Source organism: Sinorhizobium sp. CB7 (assembly GCF_041357635.1).
Taxonomy (GTDB): domain Bacteria; phylum Pseudomonadota; class Alphaproteobacteria; order Rhizobiales; family Rhizobiaceae; genus Rhizobium.
Genome location: NZ_JAULLL010000001.1, coordinates 32,044 through 48,526 on the forward strand (window position 1 = coordinate 32,044; position 16,483 = coordinate 48,526).

Annotated in this window: 17 protein-coding genes; 9 read left to right on the forward strand and 8 right to left on the reverse strand. The window is 59.1% G+C overall.

Going from position 1 to position 16,483, the window contains the following annotated elements:
* Positions 1 to 61: 61 nt before the first annotated feature.
* On the forward strand, positions 62 to 568 hold the full coding sequence (locus AAE029_RS00180) for an NUDIX hydrolase (RefSeq protein WP_371070762.1): 507 nt from the start codon (positions 62 to 64) through the stop codon (positions 566 to 568).
* A gap of 23 nt (positions 569 to 591) precedes the next feature.
* Here the strand turns inward: AAE029_RS00180 and AAE029_RS00185 are convergent, their stop codons facing one another.
* Positions 592 to 795, reverse strand: a complete 204-nt coding sequence (locus tag AAE029_RS00185) for a hypothetical protein (protein ID WP_371070763.1) — start codon at positions 793 to 795, stop codon at positions 592 to 594.
* Positions 796 to 926: 131 nt separating this feature from the next.
* Positions 927 to 1,100 carry a hypothetical protein gene (locus AAE029_RS00190; RefSeq protein ID WP_371070764.1) on the reverse strand — a complete coding sequence of 58 codons (174 nt, stop codon included), beginning with the start codon at positions 1,098 to 1,100 and terminating at the stop codon, positions 927 to 929.
* A 733-nt stretch (positions 1,101 to 1,833) separates the two neighbouring features.
* On the opposite strand from AAE029_RS00190, the gene AAE029_RS00195 reads away from it, so the two are divergent.
* Positions 1,834 to 2,877, forward strand: coding sequence for a cytochrome P450 (locus tag AAE029_RS00195; RefSeq protein WP_371070765.1), 1,044 nt, complete (start codon positions 1,834 to 1,836; stop codon positions 2,875 to 2,877).
* Positions 2,878 to 2,978: 101 nt separating this feature from the next.
* Here AAE029_RS00195 and AAE029_RS00200 read toward each other — a convergent pair whose 3' ends face one another.
* Entirely contained in the window at positions 2,979 to 3,836 is an 858-nt protein-coding gene (locus AAE029_RS00200; RefSeq protein ID WP_371070766.1) for an SDR family oxidoreductase, read from the reverse strand.
* A 17-nt stretch (positions 3,837 to 3,853) separates the two neighbouring features.
* Entirely contained in the window at positions 3,854 to 4,381 is a 528-nt protein-coding gene (locus tag AAE029_RS00205; protein ID WP_371070767.1) for a DUF4142 domain-containing protein, read from the reverse strand.
* A 204-nt stretch (positions 4,382 to 4,585) separates the two neighbouring features.
* Here AAE029_RS00205 and AAE029_RS00210 point away from each other — a divergent pair, with 204 nt between their 5' ends.
* Positions 4,586 to 5,110, forward strand: a complete 525-nt coding sequence (locus AAE029_RS00210; RefSeq protein WP_371070768.1) for a sigma-70 family RNA polymerase sigma factor — start codon at positions 4,586 to 4,588, stop codon at positions 5,108 to 5,110.
* Between the two features lie 180 nt (positions 5,111 to 5,290).
* Here the strand turns inward: AAE029_RS00210 and AAE029_RS00215 are convergent, their stop codons facing one another.
* The 4 genes from AAE029_RS00215 to AAE029_RS00230 form a co-directional block, all read right to left on the reverse strand.
* Positions 5,291 to 5,686 carry a response regulator gene (locus AAE029_RS00215; RefSeq protein ID WP_371070769.1) on the reverse strand — a complete coding sequence of 132 codons (396 nt, stop codon included), beginning with the start codon at positions 5,684 to 5,686 and terminating at the stop codon, positions 5,291 to 5,293.
* A gap of 411 nt (positions 5,687 to 6,097) precedes the next feature.
* The gene (locus AAE029_RS00220) at positions 6,098 to 6,331 is read right to left on the reverse strand and encodes a DUF2934 domain-containing protein (RefSeq protein ID WP_371070770.1); all 234 of its coding nucleotides are present in this window, start codon (positions 6,329 to 6,331) and stop codon (positions 6,098 to 6,100) included.
* A gap of 279 nt (positions 6,332 to 6,610) precedes the next feature.
* Positions 6,611 to 7,702, reverse strand: a complete 1,092-nt coding sequence (locus AAE029_RS00225; protein ID WP_371070771.1) for a Gfo/Idh/MocA family protein — start codon at positions 7,700 to 7,702, stop codon at positions 6,611 to 6,613.
* Positions 7,699 to 8,688, reverse strand: a complete 990-nt coding sequence (locus AAE029_RS00230; protein ID WP_371070772.1) for a zinc-binding dehydrogenase — start codon at positions 8,686 to 8,688, stop codon at positions 7,699 to 7,701. The genes AAE029_RS00225 and AAE029_RS00230 overlap by 4 nt, the downstream gene beginning before the upstream one ends.
* 188 nt (positions 8,689 to 8,876) lie before the next feature.
* On the opposite strand from AAE029_RS00230, the gene AAE029_RS00235 reads away from it, so the two are divergent.
* From AAE029_RS00235 to AAE029_RS00260, 6 genes are read left to right on the forward strand one after another with little or no spacing between them, the layout of a single operon-like run.
* Positions 8,877 to 9,983, forward strand: coding sequence for an NAD-dependent epimerase/dehydratase family protein (locus AAE029_RS00235; RefSeq protein ID WP_371070773.1), 1,107 nt, complete (start codon positions 8,877 to 8,879; stop codon positions 9,981 to 9,983).
* Positions 9,980 to 12,007, forward strand: a complete 2,028-nt coding sequence (locus AAE029_RS00240) for an NAD-dependent epimerase/dehydratase family protein (RefSeq protein WP_371070774.1) — start codon at positions 9,980 to 9,982, stop codon at positions 12,005 to 12,007. The genes AAE029_RS00235 and AAE029_RS00240 overlap by 4 nt, the downstream gene beginning before the upstream one ends.
* Positions 12,004 to 13,170: a glycosyltransferase family 4 protein gene (locus AAE029_RS00245; protein WP_371070775.1), complete on the forward strand. Its 1,167-nt coding sequence runs from the start codon at positions 12,004 to 12,006 to the stop codon at positions 13,168 to 13,170. Before AAE029_RS00240 ends, AAE029_RS00245 begins: the two co-directional genes overlap by 4 nt.
* A 3-nt stretch (positions 13,171 to 13,173) precedes the next feature.
* Positions 13,174 to 14,286, forward strand: a complete 1,113-nt coding sequence (locus tag AAE029_RS00250; RefSeq protein WP_371070776.1) for a glycosyltransferase — start codon at positions 13,174 to 13,176, stop codon at positions 14,284 to 14,286.
* Positions 14,283 to 15,371, forward strand: coding sequence for a glycosyltransferase (locus tag AAE029_RS00255; RefSeq protein ID WP_371070777.1), 1,089 nt, complete (start codon positions 14,283 to 14,285; stop codon positions 15,369 to 15,371). Before AAE029_RS00250 ends, AAE029_RS00255 begins: the two co-directional genes overlap by 4 nt.
* A complete protein-coding gene (locus AAE029_RS00260; RefSeq protein ID WP_371070778.1) occupies positions 15,368 to 16,471 on the forward strand; it encodes a glycosyltransferase in 1,104 nt (367 codons plus the stop codon). Before AAE029_RS00255 ends, AAE029_RS00260 begins: the two co-directional genes overlap by 4 nt.
* The last annotated feature ends 12 nt before the right edge of the window (positions 16,472 to 16,483 follow it).

A 16,483-nucleotide genomic window follows, 5' to 3' on the forward strand; every position in this document is an offset into this window, starting at 1 on the left:
CATGGAACAAGCTTCCTGATCTGCGGTTAGACGGGAGTGATCGAACGCACGGAATAAACCCATGACGGCAAAGATAGTTGTGCCGGAAGTGAATGCTGTAGAAGCAAAAAGAGGGCCGGTAGCGGACGAGGAGGCTGTCGCAGCCGACGAGTCCGTGCAGCAGTTTGGGGCCCTTTGCGTTCGGGCCGGTCCGGAGGGATCAGATCAGGTGTTGATCATTACAACGCGGCAGACACGCCGCTGGACGATACCCAAGGGTTGGCCAATCAAGGGAGTCCACGCCCATCGGGTCGCAGAACGGGAAGCCTGGGAGGAGGCGGGGGTAAAGGGCAGGGCGAAGAAAAAGCCCGTTGGGCACTTCACCTATCGGAAAATCCTGGCGGACGGACGAGCGGTCGTCGCTCGGGTGATGGTCCATCCTGTCACGGTCAACAAGGTCCGTGCGAAGTTCCCGGAGCACAAGGAGCGCAAAACCGCATGGGTCTCTCCCGAAGAGGCGGCATTGCGCGTTTTGGAGCCCGAGCTGAAGGGACTTCTCGAGCGTCTGATCAAGCCCTCCGAGGACTGAACCGTTTGTCAAGAGCGTGCTATTCAGTCGTCTCCCTTCTGTTTCAAGGCATCGGAAACTCTTCTGACCTTTGGGTCATTCAGGTTTTCCGAATTCGCGTCGCGGCTTTTCTCGACATCGTCCTTGGCACGCAAGTAGCCAGCCGGCTTGGAGCCCTGCGGTCCCTCCCAGCGCGGCCACTGATCCGTGGTGCCGGGAGCGCCATCTTTGGGTTGCTTATGCTTCATTGGTCTTTACTCCTTTGTCGAAGATGGACGAGAATGTGTCTCGGGCCTTCCTGTTATCGGTGCCACTCGGCTTGACGTGTAGCGGTCCGGCATGGGCTTAAAGGTGTCCCAACTCGGGAGCTCTGATCGTCTCACCCGCTATGCGCGGTCATGAACACGTTCAAGATCAGGTAGAGACTGAATGCGGTCACGGCGACAATCACCAACAGCACAATGATCAGCCGGCCGGCGTTCAATCGCTTCCTGCGCTCCGGTTGCGACGTTGCCTGCGCCTGGATTGGATCTTTCCTGGAATCACTGGTCATTATGGCTCATCAAGATGTCGCAAACCGTCGTTTGCGATGTTCGTTCGTAATGGTGGTGGCACAAATCCGTACCAGGGCTTAACTCATCCCGCTTTCGGTTGTTCCAGAAGTCAGGGAACTTTCGGGACCCTGGCCAAGGCAGGAAATTCATGCGGAACTTTCATTTGGGTGATTGCGAAAGCTGCACCGCACGGCGCCGAGGCGTTGTGCCCCACCTTAACCGCTTAATCCGGCATGGAAGACGATGATGCCACTGCGGCCGCGGGTCCTTCAACCGATAAGTGCTTGGCCTTAGGTTGTTCCATTCCAGATCGCAGCTGATCACGGGGATTCTTGAAGTCTGCAATCGGTTCTGCGAGGGCCATGCCCGGTGGAACCAATATCTCGACAGCGAGTTCGGGCTTCAGGACGGCACGCCTGCTCGGCTACCGGAAGCACGGATCTCGGCCGAGCGTCCAGGTGCGACGGCCGGCATCCGCCAAGCCGGTGATGGAGCCTGACAATGTGGAAAGTAGGATCAAACCGCCCAACGAGCGACGGTATACCTCATGCCGCGTTCGACAGTTCCCTTTTGTTTCTTCGGGAAGGCTACACCTTCATCTCCAGCGTCTGTGACCGGCTCGGTGTGGATGCGTTCAGCACCCGAATAATGCTTTCACCCGTCATTTGCATGCGCGGGGCCGACGCGGCAGAGGTCTTCTACGGAGGCAGCCGCTTTTCACGCAAGAATGCAATGCCGAGATCTGTCCTTCATCTCCTGCAGGATGAGGGTAGCGTTCAGGCCCTTGATGGTGCCGAACACCGCAAGCGCAAACTGATGTTCATGAGGATGATGGGTGCAGCTTCCTTGCAGCGAGCGGTTGAGATCTTCTCCCATCAATTCGAAGCTGCGGCGGACGCCTGGAAGACAGTTCCCCAGATCCGTTTCCACGACGAAATCCGAAGGGTGCTGACCCGGACCGCTCTTGCCTGGGCGGGTGTGCCGCTTCCCGAGAACGAGATCGGCGATCGAACCCTTGAATTTGCAGCAATGGTCGATGACGCGAGAAGCTTGGGGCCGGCCAACTGGCGGGCGCGACGTCTTCGTAACCGGAGCGAAGCCTGGGCGCGTTCAGTTGTGAAACAGGCGAGGGAGGGTCAGCCTTCCGCTCAGGAAGCCAGCCCTTTATCGATCATCGCTCACCATCGCGATATTGATGGAAAGGAGCTCGATCTTGCCGAGGCCGCCGTTGAGCTTCTGAATGTCCTGCGACCGACCGTGGCGATCGACCGGTTCGCTGTCTTTGCGGCCCTTGCTCTCCATCAGCAGCCCGCCTGGGTCGAGCGGATCCGCGCCGGCGATGCGGAAGATGTCGAAAGTTTCGTGTTAGAGGTCCGTCGCTTCTATCCGTTTTTTCCGGTTATCGGCGGCAGGGTCGCGGAGGAATTCGACTGGAAGGCTCACCACTTCAAGATTGGCCAATGGGTGATCCTTGATCTGTATGGGACAAACCATCACGCCGCAAGCTGGGAAAACCCGGATGAATTCAGGCCGGAGCGCTTCCTTTCCTGGAAAGGTGATCCCTATGAGTACGTCGCGCAGGGAGCTGGCAGCTTTGAGGACAATCATCGTTGTCCCGGCGAATGGCTGACGATCGCCCTTCTCAAGGAAACGGTCCGACTGCTGTGCACCAGGCTGCGTTATGACGTTCCGTTGCAGGACTTGAGCATCGATCTCAGCCGAATGCCTGCACTGCCAGAAAGCGGAATGGTCATGCGCGACATCCGGTCTGGTTGAATGACCCTGTGCACGTCGCATAAAGAGATTTCAGGTCGATTCGACCTGAAATCATCCGGCTCTAAAGCGGATCGCGTCAATCGCTGTTCATGCAAAAAGCTTTAGAGCAATGGTTTGCCTCCCGTAACCGCGATCATCGTGCCGGAGACATAGCTCGACAGCGGGTCGGCGAGCATGACGTAGACGGTAGCAAGCTCCGCGGGCTGGCCCGGCCGCTTCATTGGAACCTGCTTACCGAAGTTGGTGACGGAATCTTCAGGTAAAGTCGACGGGATGAGAGGCGTCCAGATCGGTCCCGGAGCGACAGCGTTTGCACGAATCCCCTTTTCAGCAAGAAGCTGGGCAAGGCCCGCCGTGAAATTCTGTATAGCGCCCTTCGTCGTTGCGTAGGCAAGCAGCGTCGGATTGGGATTGTCGGAATTGATCGATGCCGTGTTTATGATTGCGCTGCCTGGTTTCATATGTGGCACCGCCGCCTTGGTAAGGTAAAACATCGCGTGGATGTTGACCTTGAACGTCAGTTCCCATTCCTCATCGGTGATCTCGTCGATGCTATTGAAAACTGCCTGATGGGCGGCATTGTTGACGAGAATGTCTATTCCGCCGAATTCCTTGACAGCAGTATCGACGATCGCCCGGCAATGCGTCGGATCCTGGATGTCGCCGCTGATGAGGACCGCCCTTCTGCCGGCTTCCTCGATCAGCCGTTTCGTATCCTCGGCGTCTTCATCTTCATTCAGATAGGAGATGACAATATCGGCGCCTTCACGGGCATAAGCGATGGCAACAGCGCGACCGATGCCACTGTCGGCTCCGGTAATGATGGCGCACTTGCCGTCCAGTCTTCCCGATCCGCGGTAGCTGTCTTCACCATGATCGGGAAGCGGATCCATCTTGGCCGTATGTCCGGGCATCGGCTGCTTCTGTGACGGGAAGGGCGGAGAAGGATAGTCGCTCATGGCTTCTCTCCTTGCGTTTATTTGTTGAGCTCTTCGGCCATCTGCAGATGATGCTCGAGCGCAGGCCGCGTCGATGCCGCCCAGGCCTTGAGATCAGCGTTCTCTCCCTCCTCGCCATAGCGCTTGAAGAGATCGACAGCATCCTCATGTGCCTCCTCCTGATCCGAGCGATATTGCTTGGTGAAATCATCACCTTTTAGGCCCTGCAGCTTCTTGAGCATGTCTTGCTGCGAGGACGTCATGTCGGTCGGCAATGTCGCCTGCACCTTGCCGTTGTCGACGAGCCCTTTCAGTTCCTCGCTGGTTTTCTGATGATCGGTAATCATCTGCTGGGCAAAGGTTTTGGTCGCATCGTCCGAACGCTCGAGGGCAAGCTTGCTCGATGCGATTTCGAACATGTCGCTGGTAGCAGCCTCCTGAACAAAGTCCTGCGTCTTGGGCGCAGCACCGATCAGAGAATTCACGCCTGATTTTTCTGCCGCGGACTGGCCGAACGCTGGGGTTGCGAGCATCAGGGCAATGGAAGCTATGGCGAGGTGTCTCATTGGTTGTCTCCTTGGTCGCTCCGCTCCGTAGAACTTCGCATCGTAGAACTACGCATCGGATGATGTGTTCCCAAACAGCCGCCAGAATCAGATCTTTCGGCGACGCGTCCGGTCCTGTGGCGCCGAATTATTTCCCGTCTTCATTTTCCCGGCGGAACATTTGCGGTCGCCGGGAGTCAGGCACTGACATCTCAGGAGAAGATCATGTCCGATCAATTGTCCGGTCGATCGTGCCTTGCCGATGAAATAACAGCACATATACCCGCATTGCGAACTTTCGCGCGCCGGTTCGAACGAAATGAAGCGGATGCCGATGACCTGGTTCAGGAGACGGTCGTCAAGGCACTCAGCCACCTCGATCAGTTCCAAGAGGGCACGAGGCTGAAATCCTGGCTTTTCACCATACTGCGCAATACTTTCATCACCAGCTACCAGCGTCGCAAACGCGAGGCTATCAGTATGCTCGTCGATACCGGATCGTTCGATATTCCTGTTCGATCGACACAGATGACATCATTGCATGCCCAAGACGTCGAGGTTGCGGTGCGTCATCTTTCGCCGACGCACCGTATCGCGATCGAGCTTGTTGCCACCGGCAGCAGCTACGAAGAAATCGCCGAAATCTGCTGTTGTGAGATAGGAACCGTGAAGAGTCGAATCAGTCGGGCTCGCGCCCACCTTCTGGAACTGCTGCAGGAGGACCATGAAGCCGAGGCGAGCCGAAGCTAAAGCAACTCCGGGCAAAGCGCACAGCGCTTTTCCGTTCAAGCCGAATTGACCTGAAATCTGAACCGCCTCTAAATCAAAGAGTTAGAGTGGGATGTCGCCCGAAAACCGCGCACGCTTTTCGGCATGCATGAAACAACAATCTAAAGCCTGTCGCGTGAATCTCTTTTCACGCGACAGGCTTTAGTGGCTCTTCCTTTCGCTTCGCCCAAAGAGCGCCTCCGCGATGTGTTCAAGATCGATCGGCTTTTCACTAAGAATGAAACCGGAAAAATGCGCCGGAACGACCGAGGGATCGTACCCGGTCGCAAACACATAGGGGATAGCCAGTTCCTCGAGCTTTTCCGCCACAGGAAACACAAGTTCGCCATCAAGAAAAATGTCGAGAATGGCTGCATCCACCTTCTGATCGATGATCAAAGCCATTGCCTCCTGGACGTCGCCGGCCGGACCGAGAACCATGGCACCAAGGCGCTGCAACTGGCGTCGTGTCTCATCGGCAAGAAGATATTCGTCCTCCACGACAAGCACGCGCTTGCCTGAAAAGTGAGCGGAGAATGTTTGGTTCTTCTTGATCATGATAGGCCCTGGCCACACAGCCTTATACCAAACTCCTGAACATGGCCTGAACATCTTGCTTAGCCTATAGTTTCGCCATACCCCGGATCGTCATGCGGGGCGCTACGCGGTCACACGCGACTTAAGGAGCGCGCGCAGGCGGATCACGTAATCATACGGCCGGATGCCGACCGACCCTGGCACCGTCAGCCCACATTGGTTGCTGTCGCCGCCGTGGCGGTCATCGGCGTCGTCTTACTGCCGGCAGGCAGCCTCGCCTGCATCGGCGATCCCGGTATGGATCTTGGAAGTTGGGCACAGATGGGGTGAGAGGCCAAAGGCCATTCTGAGCGCGAGGCAGCTAGGCTGTCCATGATCGCGCCCTGACGGACCGGAAAGGGCCTGTGCCCACGCCCCGCGAAAGAAATTCGGTCAGGCAATCTTTCGCCGACTTCCATAGACTGTGCCAACAGGGGCAGATCGTTGTCTGCCGGGGAAGCGCAGCAGCACCTCGCTGCCGTCAAGGGATGCGCGTGTGCGCTCCATCAGCTCGCGCTCGACTGATGCCTCAAACCAGTGTTGCTGGTCGCACCCATCCGGACGCCCTGCCGCCTCCCAAAGAGCATAGGCGCGCATCCTGATCCATTCGGTCCGCTCGTCTTTCATGGTGATCCTCCCGTAAGCGAGCATCTAACACGGGACGGGGCCTTCCGGTTCCCAAGGCCGAAAGATATTTTCGTTCATTATGCTCACAGACAAGAGGAGGTGTGTCGGTCTCGCGTGCTTCCACTTTGTGCTGGTTGCGGAAGGTCGGCTTGAGACCGCGCAGGTGGAAATCTGGCCGGTAATATGCCTTGTGGTGCTGGTGGCTTCTCCACATTGCCTATCTGCGGCTGTTTATCCTTTTGCCATGGGTGTGGTCACTGCAACACAGGGTGGGAGATATCATCGGCCGCTCGTGGACTGCGAGATTCTGACCAACTTCGGCGCTTGCGGGTCGAGTCCTTCAAGGGTGCGCCCGTAGATGCCATCGAGGACCGCCGCCGTGGCAAGGAGCTTTTCGCTTTGGTGGTCGTAGGTTTGGCCGGTGGCAACGCGCGCCGCCCAGTCGACTGCCGCCCGCCCGCCCCACGCATCGGGCGGCTCGGCCAGCATCTGCGTCCGTGTTCCAAGGTAGTGCTCGGCGACAAAGTCATAGAAGGATCCGTTCACATTGCGTAGCGCCGCTCCGCCGAGATCGCCGTAGAAGCTTGCCGCGATGATGGCGTCACAGCCCGCCTGCAGCTGCCAGGAACAACTGAGCCGGACCACTGTACCCGTTGAAAGCGTGAGTGTCGCAACGGCGAAATCCTCGACCTCGGAACTGCCGCGCTGCAGCGCACGGCCTTCCCGGAACAAGTTAGCGTCGATCGATCGAACCTCAGGAAAGCCGAGCGTCCAGAGCGCAAGGTCGACCAGATGAACACCGAGATCGATGACACAGCCACCACCGGACAGAGCCTTCTTATAGAACCAGGATTTGTCCGGTCCGTACGCGTTGTGGAACAGGAGATCGACTGCGAAAATCCGGCCGAGTTGGCTCTCGCCGATAAGATCCCGGATACGGCGCATGCCGGTGGTGTGGCGATAGGACAGGTCAACGCTGAGCAGCCTGTCGGCCCTTCTTGCTGCCTCGATAACCGTTGCGGCTTCTTCCATCGTCCTGCCAAGCGGCTTTTGGCAGAAGACTGCAAGTCCGGCATCGAGAGCGGCGACTGCTTGCTGCGCGTGCAGGGCACTCGGCGTGGCAATGACGATGCCGTCGAGCTCCTCGCGCAGGAGATCATCGAGCGATGGAACCAGAACGGCATTGGGAGCAAGCTTCAATGCCTCATCGGCCATGCCTGGGGAAGGATCGCAGATTGCCGTCGCCTCGGCGATTCCGGATTGAAGAATCGCATCCATTCGATTTCTTCCGATCCAGCCCACACCGAGGAAGCCGAGTTTCAGACGTCGGAAATCCTTTGGCGTCATGCCATCAATTCTTGCGTCGTTCATGGATATATAACCAATGCCTTGAGGAATCCCTCGGGACGGTCGCGCGTCATGTTCAGCGCTTCGTCCAGTTTCTCGAGCGGAAAATGATGGGTATAGAGGCGCCAAGGCTGCAGACGTCCGTCGCGAACCGCGTGTATGGCGCTTCGCATCCCATGGATATACATGGCCGGATCGCGCTCATGTGCGTTGATGACGTCTAGACCGCGCCAGTTCCACAGCTGCATGTTGATTTGGCGCGGGCCATCCTGATGGTAGCCGGCGATGATCAGGCGACCTCGCTCGCCGGTCAATTCTGCCGCAAGGTCGAGTGGCCATTGCTTGCCGGTGGCCTCGATCACACACTGGCACAATCGACCGTTCGTCAATCCCTTGACCTGATCGATGATGCGCCAATGATCCTCCATGGCGATTGTTTGACTGGCGCCCGCCGATTGCGCGAATTGGAGCGCTGAGGCCCGCCGCGATAAAGCGATCGTATGCGCTCCGGCTGCCCGGCAAAGCTGAACAAGGAGTGCCCCCAGAAAGCCGATGCCGACAATAGCGACGGTTTCGTCCGCTCTTATGCCGCTGCGCTGGAAGATGTTCATGGCGCAACCGAGGGGCTCTCCGGGAAACGGCTTTCCATCCAAGTCCTCCGGTAGGCGCAGGACGGCCGACGCATCCGCTACGTCATGCGTGGCATAGGCATTGTAACTCAAGGCTGCTACACGATCACCGATCGAGAGCCGGTCAACGTTCGCACCGACGCAGTCGACGACGCCCCACCCCTCGTGGCCCAGCGCGCCCGGCGCCGTAGGAAATTCCATCCAGTCGGGCCCCGCCCACGGCGTAAGGTTCGAAGCGCAGACGCCGCAGCCCTCCAGCCTAATGCGGACCTGCCCCGGACCGGGTGAGGGGATCGGCACCTGGTCGATACGCAGCTTGCCTGCGCCGGTAAGCACGGCTGCCTGCATGGTACGGGTCTGTGCCCACGTGTCTGCTTCCATGGCATCCTCCAGAAACTGCGCCCACTTTCGAGTGGGAGCCTCTCCTAACCGCGGATCAGCGGACTTGTTCCGGATGAAGTCATTGATGAAGTCAAAGATGATAAAGATGTCATTGATGAAGGAACAAACCTTGCAACGCGTTGTTCGGGAGCCGCTGATACATTCCAACCTACAGCCATAGGTGAGATATGTCGCGAGTTCTTGTAACCGGTGGTTGCGGATTCATTGGACGGCAGGTTACCGCCGAACTTCTCCGCAACGGATACGAAGTCAGGATCATCGACGCGATGATCGATCAGGTTCACGGCGATGTCGAGGCTGAGATGTCTGATGCTGCGGAAATCATACGCGCGGATATCAGGGAAAAGTCGACTGTTCGGCGTTCCCTTGAAGGGATCGACGGGGTCATTCATCTGGCCGCGGAAGTGGGCGTCGGCCAATCCATGTACGAGATCGCCCGCTATGTCGGATGCAACGATCTCGGAACGGCGATCCTGCTGGAGTCGATGATTGGCTTGCCAGTCAGGCGGCTCGTCGTTGCCTCATCAATGAGCGTCTATGGCGAGGGCCTTTATGCAACGGCATCCGGAGAACGGTTTGGCTCGGTCAGGCGAAAAACGGCCGAGATCAAGACGGGGCAATGGGATCCGCTTGGACCGAACGGCGAAGCCCTCGTTCCGGTACCGACCGACGAACAGAAGCCGGTCGACTTAGCCTCCATTTATGCACTGACAAAATTTGCGCAGGAGCGGCAGGTGCTGATCTTCGGTCAGGCCTATGGCGTGGAGGCCGTTGCGCTCAGGCTCTTCAACGTCTTCGGATCGGGGCAGGCGCTCTCCAATCCCTATACCGGTGTGCTGGCGAACTTCGCCTCGCGGCTTGCGAACGGCGAGGCGCCGTTGATCTTCGAGGACGGCCATCAGCAGCGCGACTTCGTGCATGTGCAAGACGTGGCCCGCGCCTTTCGGCTGGCTCTCGAGCGGGAAGGGGCAAGCGGCCATGTCATTAACATCGGCAGCGGCCAAGCCTACGAGATCTGCGAGGTGGCCACGCTGCTCGCGCAGGCCATGAGCGTACCTGAAATCCTTCCTGACATTACTGGCAAGACGCGCTCGGGCGACATTCGCCACTGCTTTGCCGACATCGCCAAAGCACGAGAATTGCTGGGTTTCGAACCGCGGTACAGGCTCGAGAGCTCCATAGGGGAATTCGCGCAGTGGGTTCGAGGCACCATCGCGATCGACAGAAGTGCGCAGATGAAACGGCTGTTGGAGGAACGGGGGCTGGTATCATGAAGCCAAGAGATCTTTCGCCGGCCAACAGCCGTTATGGCTTTGTTGAATGGTTTCGCCGGGGCGAATACGAGGCCGTCGAAGCGATCCTGCCGGACATCGTTGCTGCCGGCGCAAGCTGCCTGCGCACTCACCTTTCGTGGGCGGAATATCTCGCACCCGACGGACAACAGTGGTTCGACTGGTTGCTGCCGAAACTTGGTGAGCAGATCGATCTCTTGCCCTGCATCCACTATACGCCGCCATCACTGTCGCGAACTGGCCGTTCGTCCGGAGCGCCCGTCGTTCTCAAGGACTATGCGGATTTCGTCGATCACGTTCTATCACGCTACGGTCGCCACTTCCGTCATGTCGAACTGTGGAACGAGCCGAATAACCTGCTGGACTGGGACTGGCGTGAGGACAGCGATTTCAAGTTGTTCTGCGAGATGGTCGGAGGGGCTGCCTACTGGGCGAGGCATCGCGGCTGGCCGCCCGTTCTCGGCGGACCCTGTCCGTTCGATCCCTATTGGCTCAACCTGATGGGGGAGCGCGGCTTGCTGGACCTCGTGCATGCGGTCGGCTTTCACGGCTTTCCGGGAACCTGGGATAGTGAGAATTCTACCTGGGGCGGATGGGATCTGCATCTGGGCGAGATGCGTCGCATCCTCGATCGATATAATGCCAGCGCAGAAATCTGGATCACTGAGACCGGCTATTCCACCTGGCGCAACGACGAGATGGAACAGGTGCACCGCTTCGTCAAGGCACTGAGCGTGCCGGCCGAGCGCATGTACTGGTACGGCTGGAGAGACGTGGCGCCAGATGTTCCCGTGCAGGAAGGCCTTTGGTTCGATCCGAGGCACTATCACCTTGGCGTCGTCACGTCAGATAATCAGCCCAAGCTGCTCGCCAGACTGCTGATGGAGGGCGGATTGAAACAGGTTGCCGAAGTAACGGGCCTCGCAACCCCGTCACTGGCGGCCGGTCACGCGCCTATTGTGGTTGTCGGCGGGAGCGGCTTTATCGGTTGCAACCTCGCGCACAACTATCTGACGGATGGCGAGGACGTCATCGTCCTCGACAATTTGAGCCGGCCCGGGGTCGAGGAGAACCTGCGCTGGCTGAAACAGGAGCATGGTGATCGCGTCCATCCCGTATTGGCCGATATCCGTGATTCTCGCAGCATCGACAATATCTTTGCCGACGCGCGCGCAGTTTTCCATTTCGCAGCGCAAACCGCGGTCACCACCAGCCTGGCGCGCCCCATGGACGATTTCGAGGTCAATGCCAGAGGCACGATCAATGTCCTTGAAGCCCTTAGAAGAACAGGGCGGGAAATTCCTCTCGTCTTCGCCAGCACGAACAAGGTCTATGGCAACCTTCAGGACATCGCGATGGCCGAGCTTGGCGATCGCTATGTCCCAGTGGATGACGAGGTACGCGCACATGGCATTGGCGAAAAGCGCGGCCTCGAATTCTGTACGCCCTATGGTTGCTCGAAGGGCGTGGCCGATCAATATGTCCTCGATTATGCGAAGACCTTTGGCGTTCCAACCGCCGTGCTGCGCATGAGCTGCATCTACGGACCGCGGCAATTCGGAACCGAGGATCAGGGCTGGGTCGCCCATTTCCTTCTCCGGGCGCTCCAAGACGAACCGATCTCCATCTATGGCGACGGAAAGCAGGTCCGCGACATCCTGCATGTGAGGGACGCCGTCAGCGCGTACCGCGCAGTGTTGAGGAACATCGGAGCCGTCAGCGGCAAGGCATTCAATCTCGGCGGCGGAGCGCACAACGCCGTCAGCATTCGGCTTGTCTTGAGAGAGATCGAGCGGCTTGTCGCCCGGTCCGTAAGAACGACTCGTGAAGAGTGGCGGCCGGGCGATCAACTCTTTTTCGTGGCTGATACGCGACGCCTGCAGGGCGAGGTCGGCTGGCACGGCACAGTGCCCTGGCGCCAGGGTCTGCGCGACCTTCACGACTGGCTTGTCGTGCACCGGTTCTCGCAAGTTGACGCACTTCGGGCGAGGAGGGCAACGGCATGAACAACTCACAACAGTACCGGCCGCTGCCCTTTGTCGACCGTGGCAAACATCGTCGCGGCGATGCAGTCGAAGGTCCGAGCCGCATCCTGATGAGCGTTGACGCGGTCGGCGGGGTCTGGCGCTACGCCATGGACCTTGCAGAACAGTTTCGGCTGCACGGAATCGAGACCATCTTTGCCGGTTTCGGTCCACCGCCTTCTGAGGCCCAATCCCTGGAGGCCGGCAAGATCGGCGTATTGATGTGGTCGGATCTACCCCTCGACTGGATGGTGGATGATGAGCATCAGTTGCGGGCAGTTCCGGATTTCTTGAAGCAGTCGGCGGCCGAATACGGCATTGACCTGCTGCACCTCAATCTACCGTCTCAAGCAGTTGGTCTCGACATCAACCTGCCGGTCGTCGTGGTCTCGCATTCCTGCGTGGTGACATGGTTCGAAGCGGTACACGGGTGCGCCGTTCCAGCCCGATGGCTTTGGCAGGACCGCAGAAACAGGACCGGCTTCGACCGTGCGGATGCGGTACTGGCGCCCAGCCGTAGCCATGCTCAAGCGCTCCAGCGCTGCTACGGTCCGATAGCCAATCTCGCGCTGGTATTCAACGCAAGCAAGCATGAGCCGGTCCCATCGGCAAAGGAAGATTTCGTCTTCGCCGCTGGCCGCTGGTGGGACGAAGGCAAGAACGCCCGCCTGCTGGACGAGGCAGCGAGAGAGTCGAGCTGGACGGTGATCATGGCGGGAGCAACCGACGGACCGGCAGGTCAACATGTCCATCTCCATCATGCTCTGCGTCTCGGCGAGGTTTCGCATGGCCACGTCATGGCGCTGATGGCAAGAGCCGCCATCGTCGCATCGCCTTCCCTTTACGAACCCTTCGGACTTGCGGTCCTTGAGGCGGCCCATGCCGGCGCCGCGCTCGTCCTGGCGGATATACCGACCTATCGCGAGCTTTGGTCCGATGCGGCGCTCTTTGCCGATGCCCGCGATGCCGGCCGCTTTTGTGACGCGATCAATCGGCTCGCCGATGACGAGTCAGCAAGGCTCGAGCTCGCCACATGCGCGAAACGTCGGGCGCAGAGTTTTTCCGCCGAGCGCCAGTGCCTGCGGCTGCTCGACGTCTATCGTCGCGCGATGCGACGTTCGTGCAAGCTCACGGCGGCGGGGTAAATCATGAAGTTTTTATTCTACACTCATTCCCTGGTATCGGACTGGAACCATGGCAACGCCCATTTTCTTCGCGGCGTGATGCGCGAGCTCGTCAGGCGCGGCCATCAAGCCACCGCACTCGAGCCGGCGGATTCCTGGAGCTATCGAAATCTCGTCTCGCAAAGGGGACAAGCGGCGGTGAGAGCTTTCCATCGCGCTTTTCCGGATCTTGTCGTATTGCGTTATACCGGCACATTCGATCACGAGACGGCCGTAGACGGAGCCGACGTGGTCATTGTCCACGAATGGACCGAGCCGGCGCTCGTCGGACGAATTGGCCGCGCAAGACGCCGCGGCGGTCGGTTTACGCTTGTCTTTCACGATACGCATCACCGCGCGGTTTCTGCCGCCACGCAAATCTCCGATCTTCAGCTTGCCGATTACGACATCATTCTGGCTTTCGGCGAAACCCTCAGGGAGCATTACCTCAAGGCCGGCTGGGGCCGCAACGTCGTTACCTGGCACGAGGCGGCCGACACGACGGTCTTTCAGCCGTTGCCGAACGTTCAAAAGAGTGGCGACGTCGTATGGATCGGCAACTGGGGAGACGACGAGCGCAGCGACGAGATCCGATCGTTTTTCATCCGGCCGGTCGATCGGCTGGGGCTGAGCGCGACCGTCCACGGAGTGCGCTATCCTGAACATGCCTTGGAGTCTCTCCTGGCGGCGCGCATTGATTACCGCGGCTGGATCGCCAATGCCGCCGTGCCTTATGCCTTCGCGCAGAATCGGCTCACGGTGCATATTCCGCGGCGACCCTATGTCAAGGCGCTGCCGGGTATCCCGACCATCAGGATGTTCGAGGCGCTCGCCTGCGGCATTCCACTGCTCTCGGCCCCCTGGAGTGATGTCGAGGACCTGTTTCGAGCAGGACAGGATTTTCTGTTTGCACGCGACGGTGACGAGATGACGCGACTGCTGCGCGACGTGCTTTGCGATCGTTCGCTCGCCGAAAGCCTGTCGTCTTCAGGGCTCGAGACCATCCGGGCGCGCCACACGTGCCGTCATAGGGTCGATGACCTTCTTGCGATCCTGGCCCGGGCAGGTCGAAACGCGATAATGGAGGTAGCGCAATGAAGATCGCCTTTTATGGGTCCAGCCTGCTTTCGACCTATTGGAATGGCGCCGCCACATATTATCGCGGTCTCCTGAGAGCGCTTGCAGGCAGGGGCTTCGACATCACCTTCTACGAGCCCGACGTCTATGATCGGCAGAAGAACCGTGATCTGGAACCGCCATCGTGGTGCAACGTCGTAGTTTATGAGGGCACGATCGACGCCATGAAAAGGGTGGCGGTTGAGGCCGGCGCTGCTGATATCGTGGTAAAGGCTAGCGGCGTCGGCTTCGAAGACGATCTTCTCCTTCAGGAGGTCATGAGCTCGGCTTCCGCACATGCCTTGAAAATTTTCTGGGACGTCGACGCTCCGGCAACGCTTGCCGAGTTGCGGGAAGATCCAGGCTGCCCGCTCAGACAGGCGCTACCAGCGCTCGACATTGTGCTGACCTATGGAGGCGGCGATCCTGTCGTATCCTCCTATCGCGCCCTCGGTGCGCGCCAATGTGCTCCGATCTACAATGCGCTCGACCCGCAAACGCATTATCCCGTCGCTCCCGATACCCGTTTTTCAGCCGATCTCGGCTTTCTCGGCAATCGGCTTCCGGATCGAGAAGCGCGAGTCGAGACGTTCTTCCTTGAGCCGGCTGCAAGGTTGGCGAGGCAGCGTTTCCTGCTTGGTGGCTCCGGCTGGCATGACAAGCCGCTCACCGATAACGTCAACTATGTCGGCCATGTCGCAGAGCGCGACCACAATGCGTTCAACGTGAGCCCGAGAGCAGTTCTCAACATTTCCCGCGCGAGCATGGCAGAGAACGGTTTTTCCCCGGCCACGCGGGTTTTCGAGGCAGCCGGCGCCGGTGCCTGCCTGATCACCGATTACTGGGAAGGGATCGAACGGTTCCTGGAGCCGGGCAGGGAGGTCGTCGTCGCCCGTGATGGAAAAGACGTGGCCGACGCGCTGCTTGCCCTCACACGCGATGATGCGGCGGCTATCGGAACACGGGCGCGCGAAAGGCTGCTGCGCGAGCATACCTATGTGCATCGTGCCGTCGAAGCCGAAGCTGCCTTTTGCGCAGCAATCACCCGTCGAAAGGCTGCTGCATGACCGGCTCTCTCGATATCGTCATTATCGGACTTTCGCTTTCCTCATCGTGGGGCAATGGCCACGCGACGACCTTTCGCGCGCTTGTGCGGGGATTGCATGAGGAAGGTCACAGAGTTCTGTTTCTTGAGCGTGATGTCCCCTGGTATGCGAACCATCGCGACCTGAAGGATCCGGATTTCTGCGAGCTTGCCTATTTCCAGGACACGGAGGAATTGTTTTCCCGCTTTTGCGAGCCGCTGAGGTCGGCCGACGCGGTGATCATCGGATCCTACGTTCCGGACGGTATTGCGATCGTCGATCGCCTTTGCGTTGTCGGACCCCGACTTCTGTGTTTTTACGACATCGATACGCCGGTGACGCTTGCACGGCTTGCGCGCGGTGACGAGGAATATCTCGCCGTGCGCCAGATACCGCTCTTCGACATCTACTTTTCGTTTTCGGGAGGCGATGTGCTCGACCGCCTCGAAAGGCACTATGGCGCCAGGCGGGCAATGCCGCTCTATTGCGCCGTCGATGCCGAGCGTTACCGCTGCACGCAAGAGGCGCCGCAATGGGATCTGGGCTACCTTGGCACCTATAGCGAGGACCGCCAGCAGACGCTTGAGGAGCTGCTGATCGAGCCGGCGCGTCAACTCCGTCAGATGCGGTTCGTCGTCGCCGGGCCCGGTTACCCGGACGAGATCGAATGGCCAGCCAATGTCGATCGAATCGATCATATCGCTCCCGGCCAGCACGCATCCTTCTATAGCCGCCAGCGCTTCACGCTCAATGTCACACGCAGCGACATGCGCGCCGCCGGATGGTCGCCGAGTGTTCGCCTTTTTGAGGCAGCTGCCTGTCGCACGCCTGTTATCAGTGACGAATGGCAGGGCTTGAGTAGCCTCTTTCCCGAGGAGCAGGCCATCGTGATTGCTCGCGAAAGCGCCGATGTCGTCGAGGCTTTGGTGCAATACGGGCCTGAGAAGAGACGCCTTCTGTCGGAGATTGCCTATGACATCGTAGCCGGAGCGCATACGGGGCGCTTTCGCGCCCGAGAACTGGCTGCGGCTCTTGAGACCGCCGCTCAAGAAGCCGCAGACCAGTGGCTTAAGACCGTATAGAGCAAGAAAGGA

What these genes read in the sequence shown, in the direction of transcription:
- AAE029_RS00180 (WP_371070762.1), top strand. Translation starts at nt 62, where the DNA reads ATGACGGCAAAGATAGTTGTGCCGGAAGTGAATGCTGTAGAAGCAAAA.
- AAE029_RS00185 (WP_371070763.1), bottom strand. Translation starts at nt 795, where the DNA reads ATGAAGCATAAGCAACCCAAAGATGGCGCTCCCGGCACCACGGATCAG.
- AAE029_RS00190 (WP_371070764.1), bottom strand. Translation starts at nt 1,100, where the DNA reads ATGACCAGTGATTCCAGGAAAGATCCAATCCAGGCGCAGGCAACGTCG.
- AAE029_RS00195 (WP_371070765.1), top strand. Translation starts at nt 1,834, where the DNA reads ATGCCGAGATCTGTCCTTCATCTCCTGCAGGATGAGGGTAGCGTTCAG.
- AAE029_RS00200 (WP_371070766.1), bottom strand. Translation starts at nt 3,836, where the DNA reads ATGAGCGACTATCCTTCTCCGCCCTTCCCGTCACAGAAGCAGCCGATG.
- AAE029_RS00205 (WP_371070767.1), bottom strand. Translation starts at nt 4,381, where the DNA reads ATGAGACACCTCGCCATAGCTTCCATTGCCCTGATGCTCGCAACCCCA.
- AAE029_RS00210 (WP_371070768.1), top strand. Translation starts at nt 4,586, where the DNA reads ATGTCCGATCAATTGTCCGGTCGATCGTGCCTTGCCGATGAAATAACA.
- AAE029_RS00215 (WP_371070769.1), bottom strand. Translation starts at nt 5,686, where the DNA reads ATGATCAAGAAGAACCAAACATTCTCCGCTCACTTTTCAGGCAAGCGC.
- AAE029_RS00220 (WP_371070770.1), bottom strand. Translation starts at nt 6,331, where the DNA reads ATGAAAGACGAGCGGACCGAATGGATCAGGATGCGCGCCTATGCTCTT.
- AAE029_RS00225 (WP_371070771.1), bottom strand. Translation starts at nt 7,702, where the DNA reads ATGAACGACGCAAGAATTGATGGCATGACGCCAAAGGATTTCCGACGT.
- AAE029_RS00230 (WP_371070772.1), bottom strand. Translation starts at nt 8,688, where the DNA reads ATGGAAGCAGACACGTGGGCACAGACCCGTACCATGCAGGCAGCCGTG.
- AAE029_RS00235 (WP_371070773.1), top strand. Translation starts at nt 8,877, where the DNA reads ATGTCGCGAGTTCTTGTAACCGGTGGTTGCGGATTCATTGGACGGCAG.
- AAE029_RS00240 (WP_371070774.1), top strand. Translation starts at nt 9,980, where the DNA reads ATGAAGCCAAGAGATCTTTCGCCGGCCAACAGCCGTTATGGCTTTGTT.
- AAE029_RS00245 (WP_371070775.1), top strand. Translation starts at nt 12,004, where the DNA reads ATGAACAACTCACAACAGTACCGGCCGCTGCCCTTTGTCGACCGTGGC.
- AAE029_RS00250 (WP_371070776.1), top strand. Translation starts at nt 13,174, where the DNA reads ATGAAGTTTTTATTCTACACTCATTCCCTGGTATCGGACTGGAACCAT.
- AAE029_RS00255 (WP_371070777.1), top strand. Translation starts at nt 14,283, where the DNA reads ATGAAGATCGCCTTTTATGGGTCCAGCCTGCTTTCGACCTATTGGAAT.
- AAE029_RS00260 (WP_371070778.1), top strand. Translation starts at nt 15,368, where the DNA reads ATGACCGGCTCTCTCGATATCGTCATTATCGGACTTTCGCTTTCCTCA.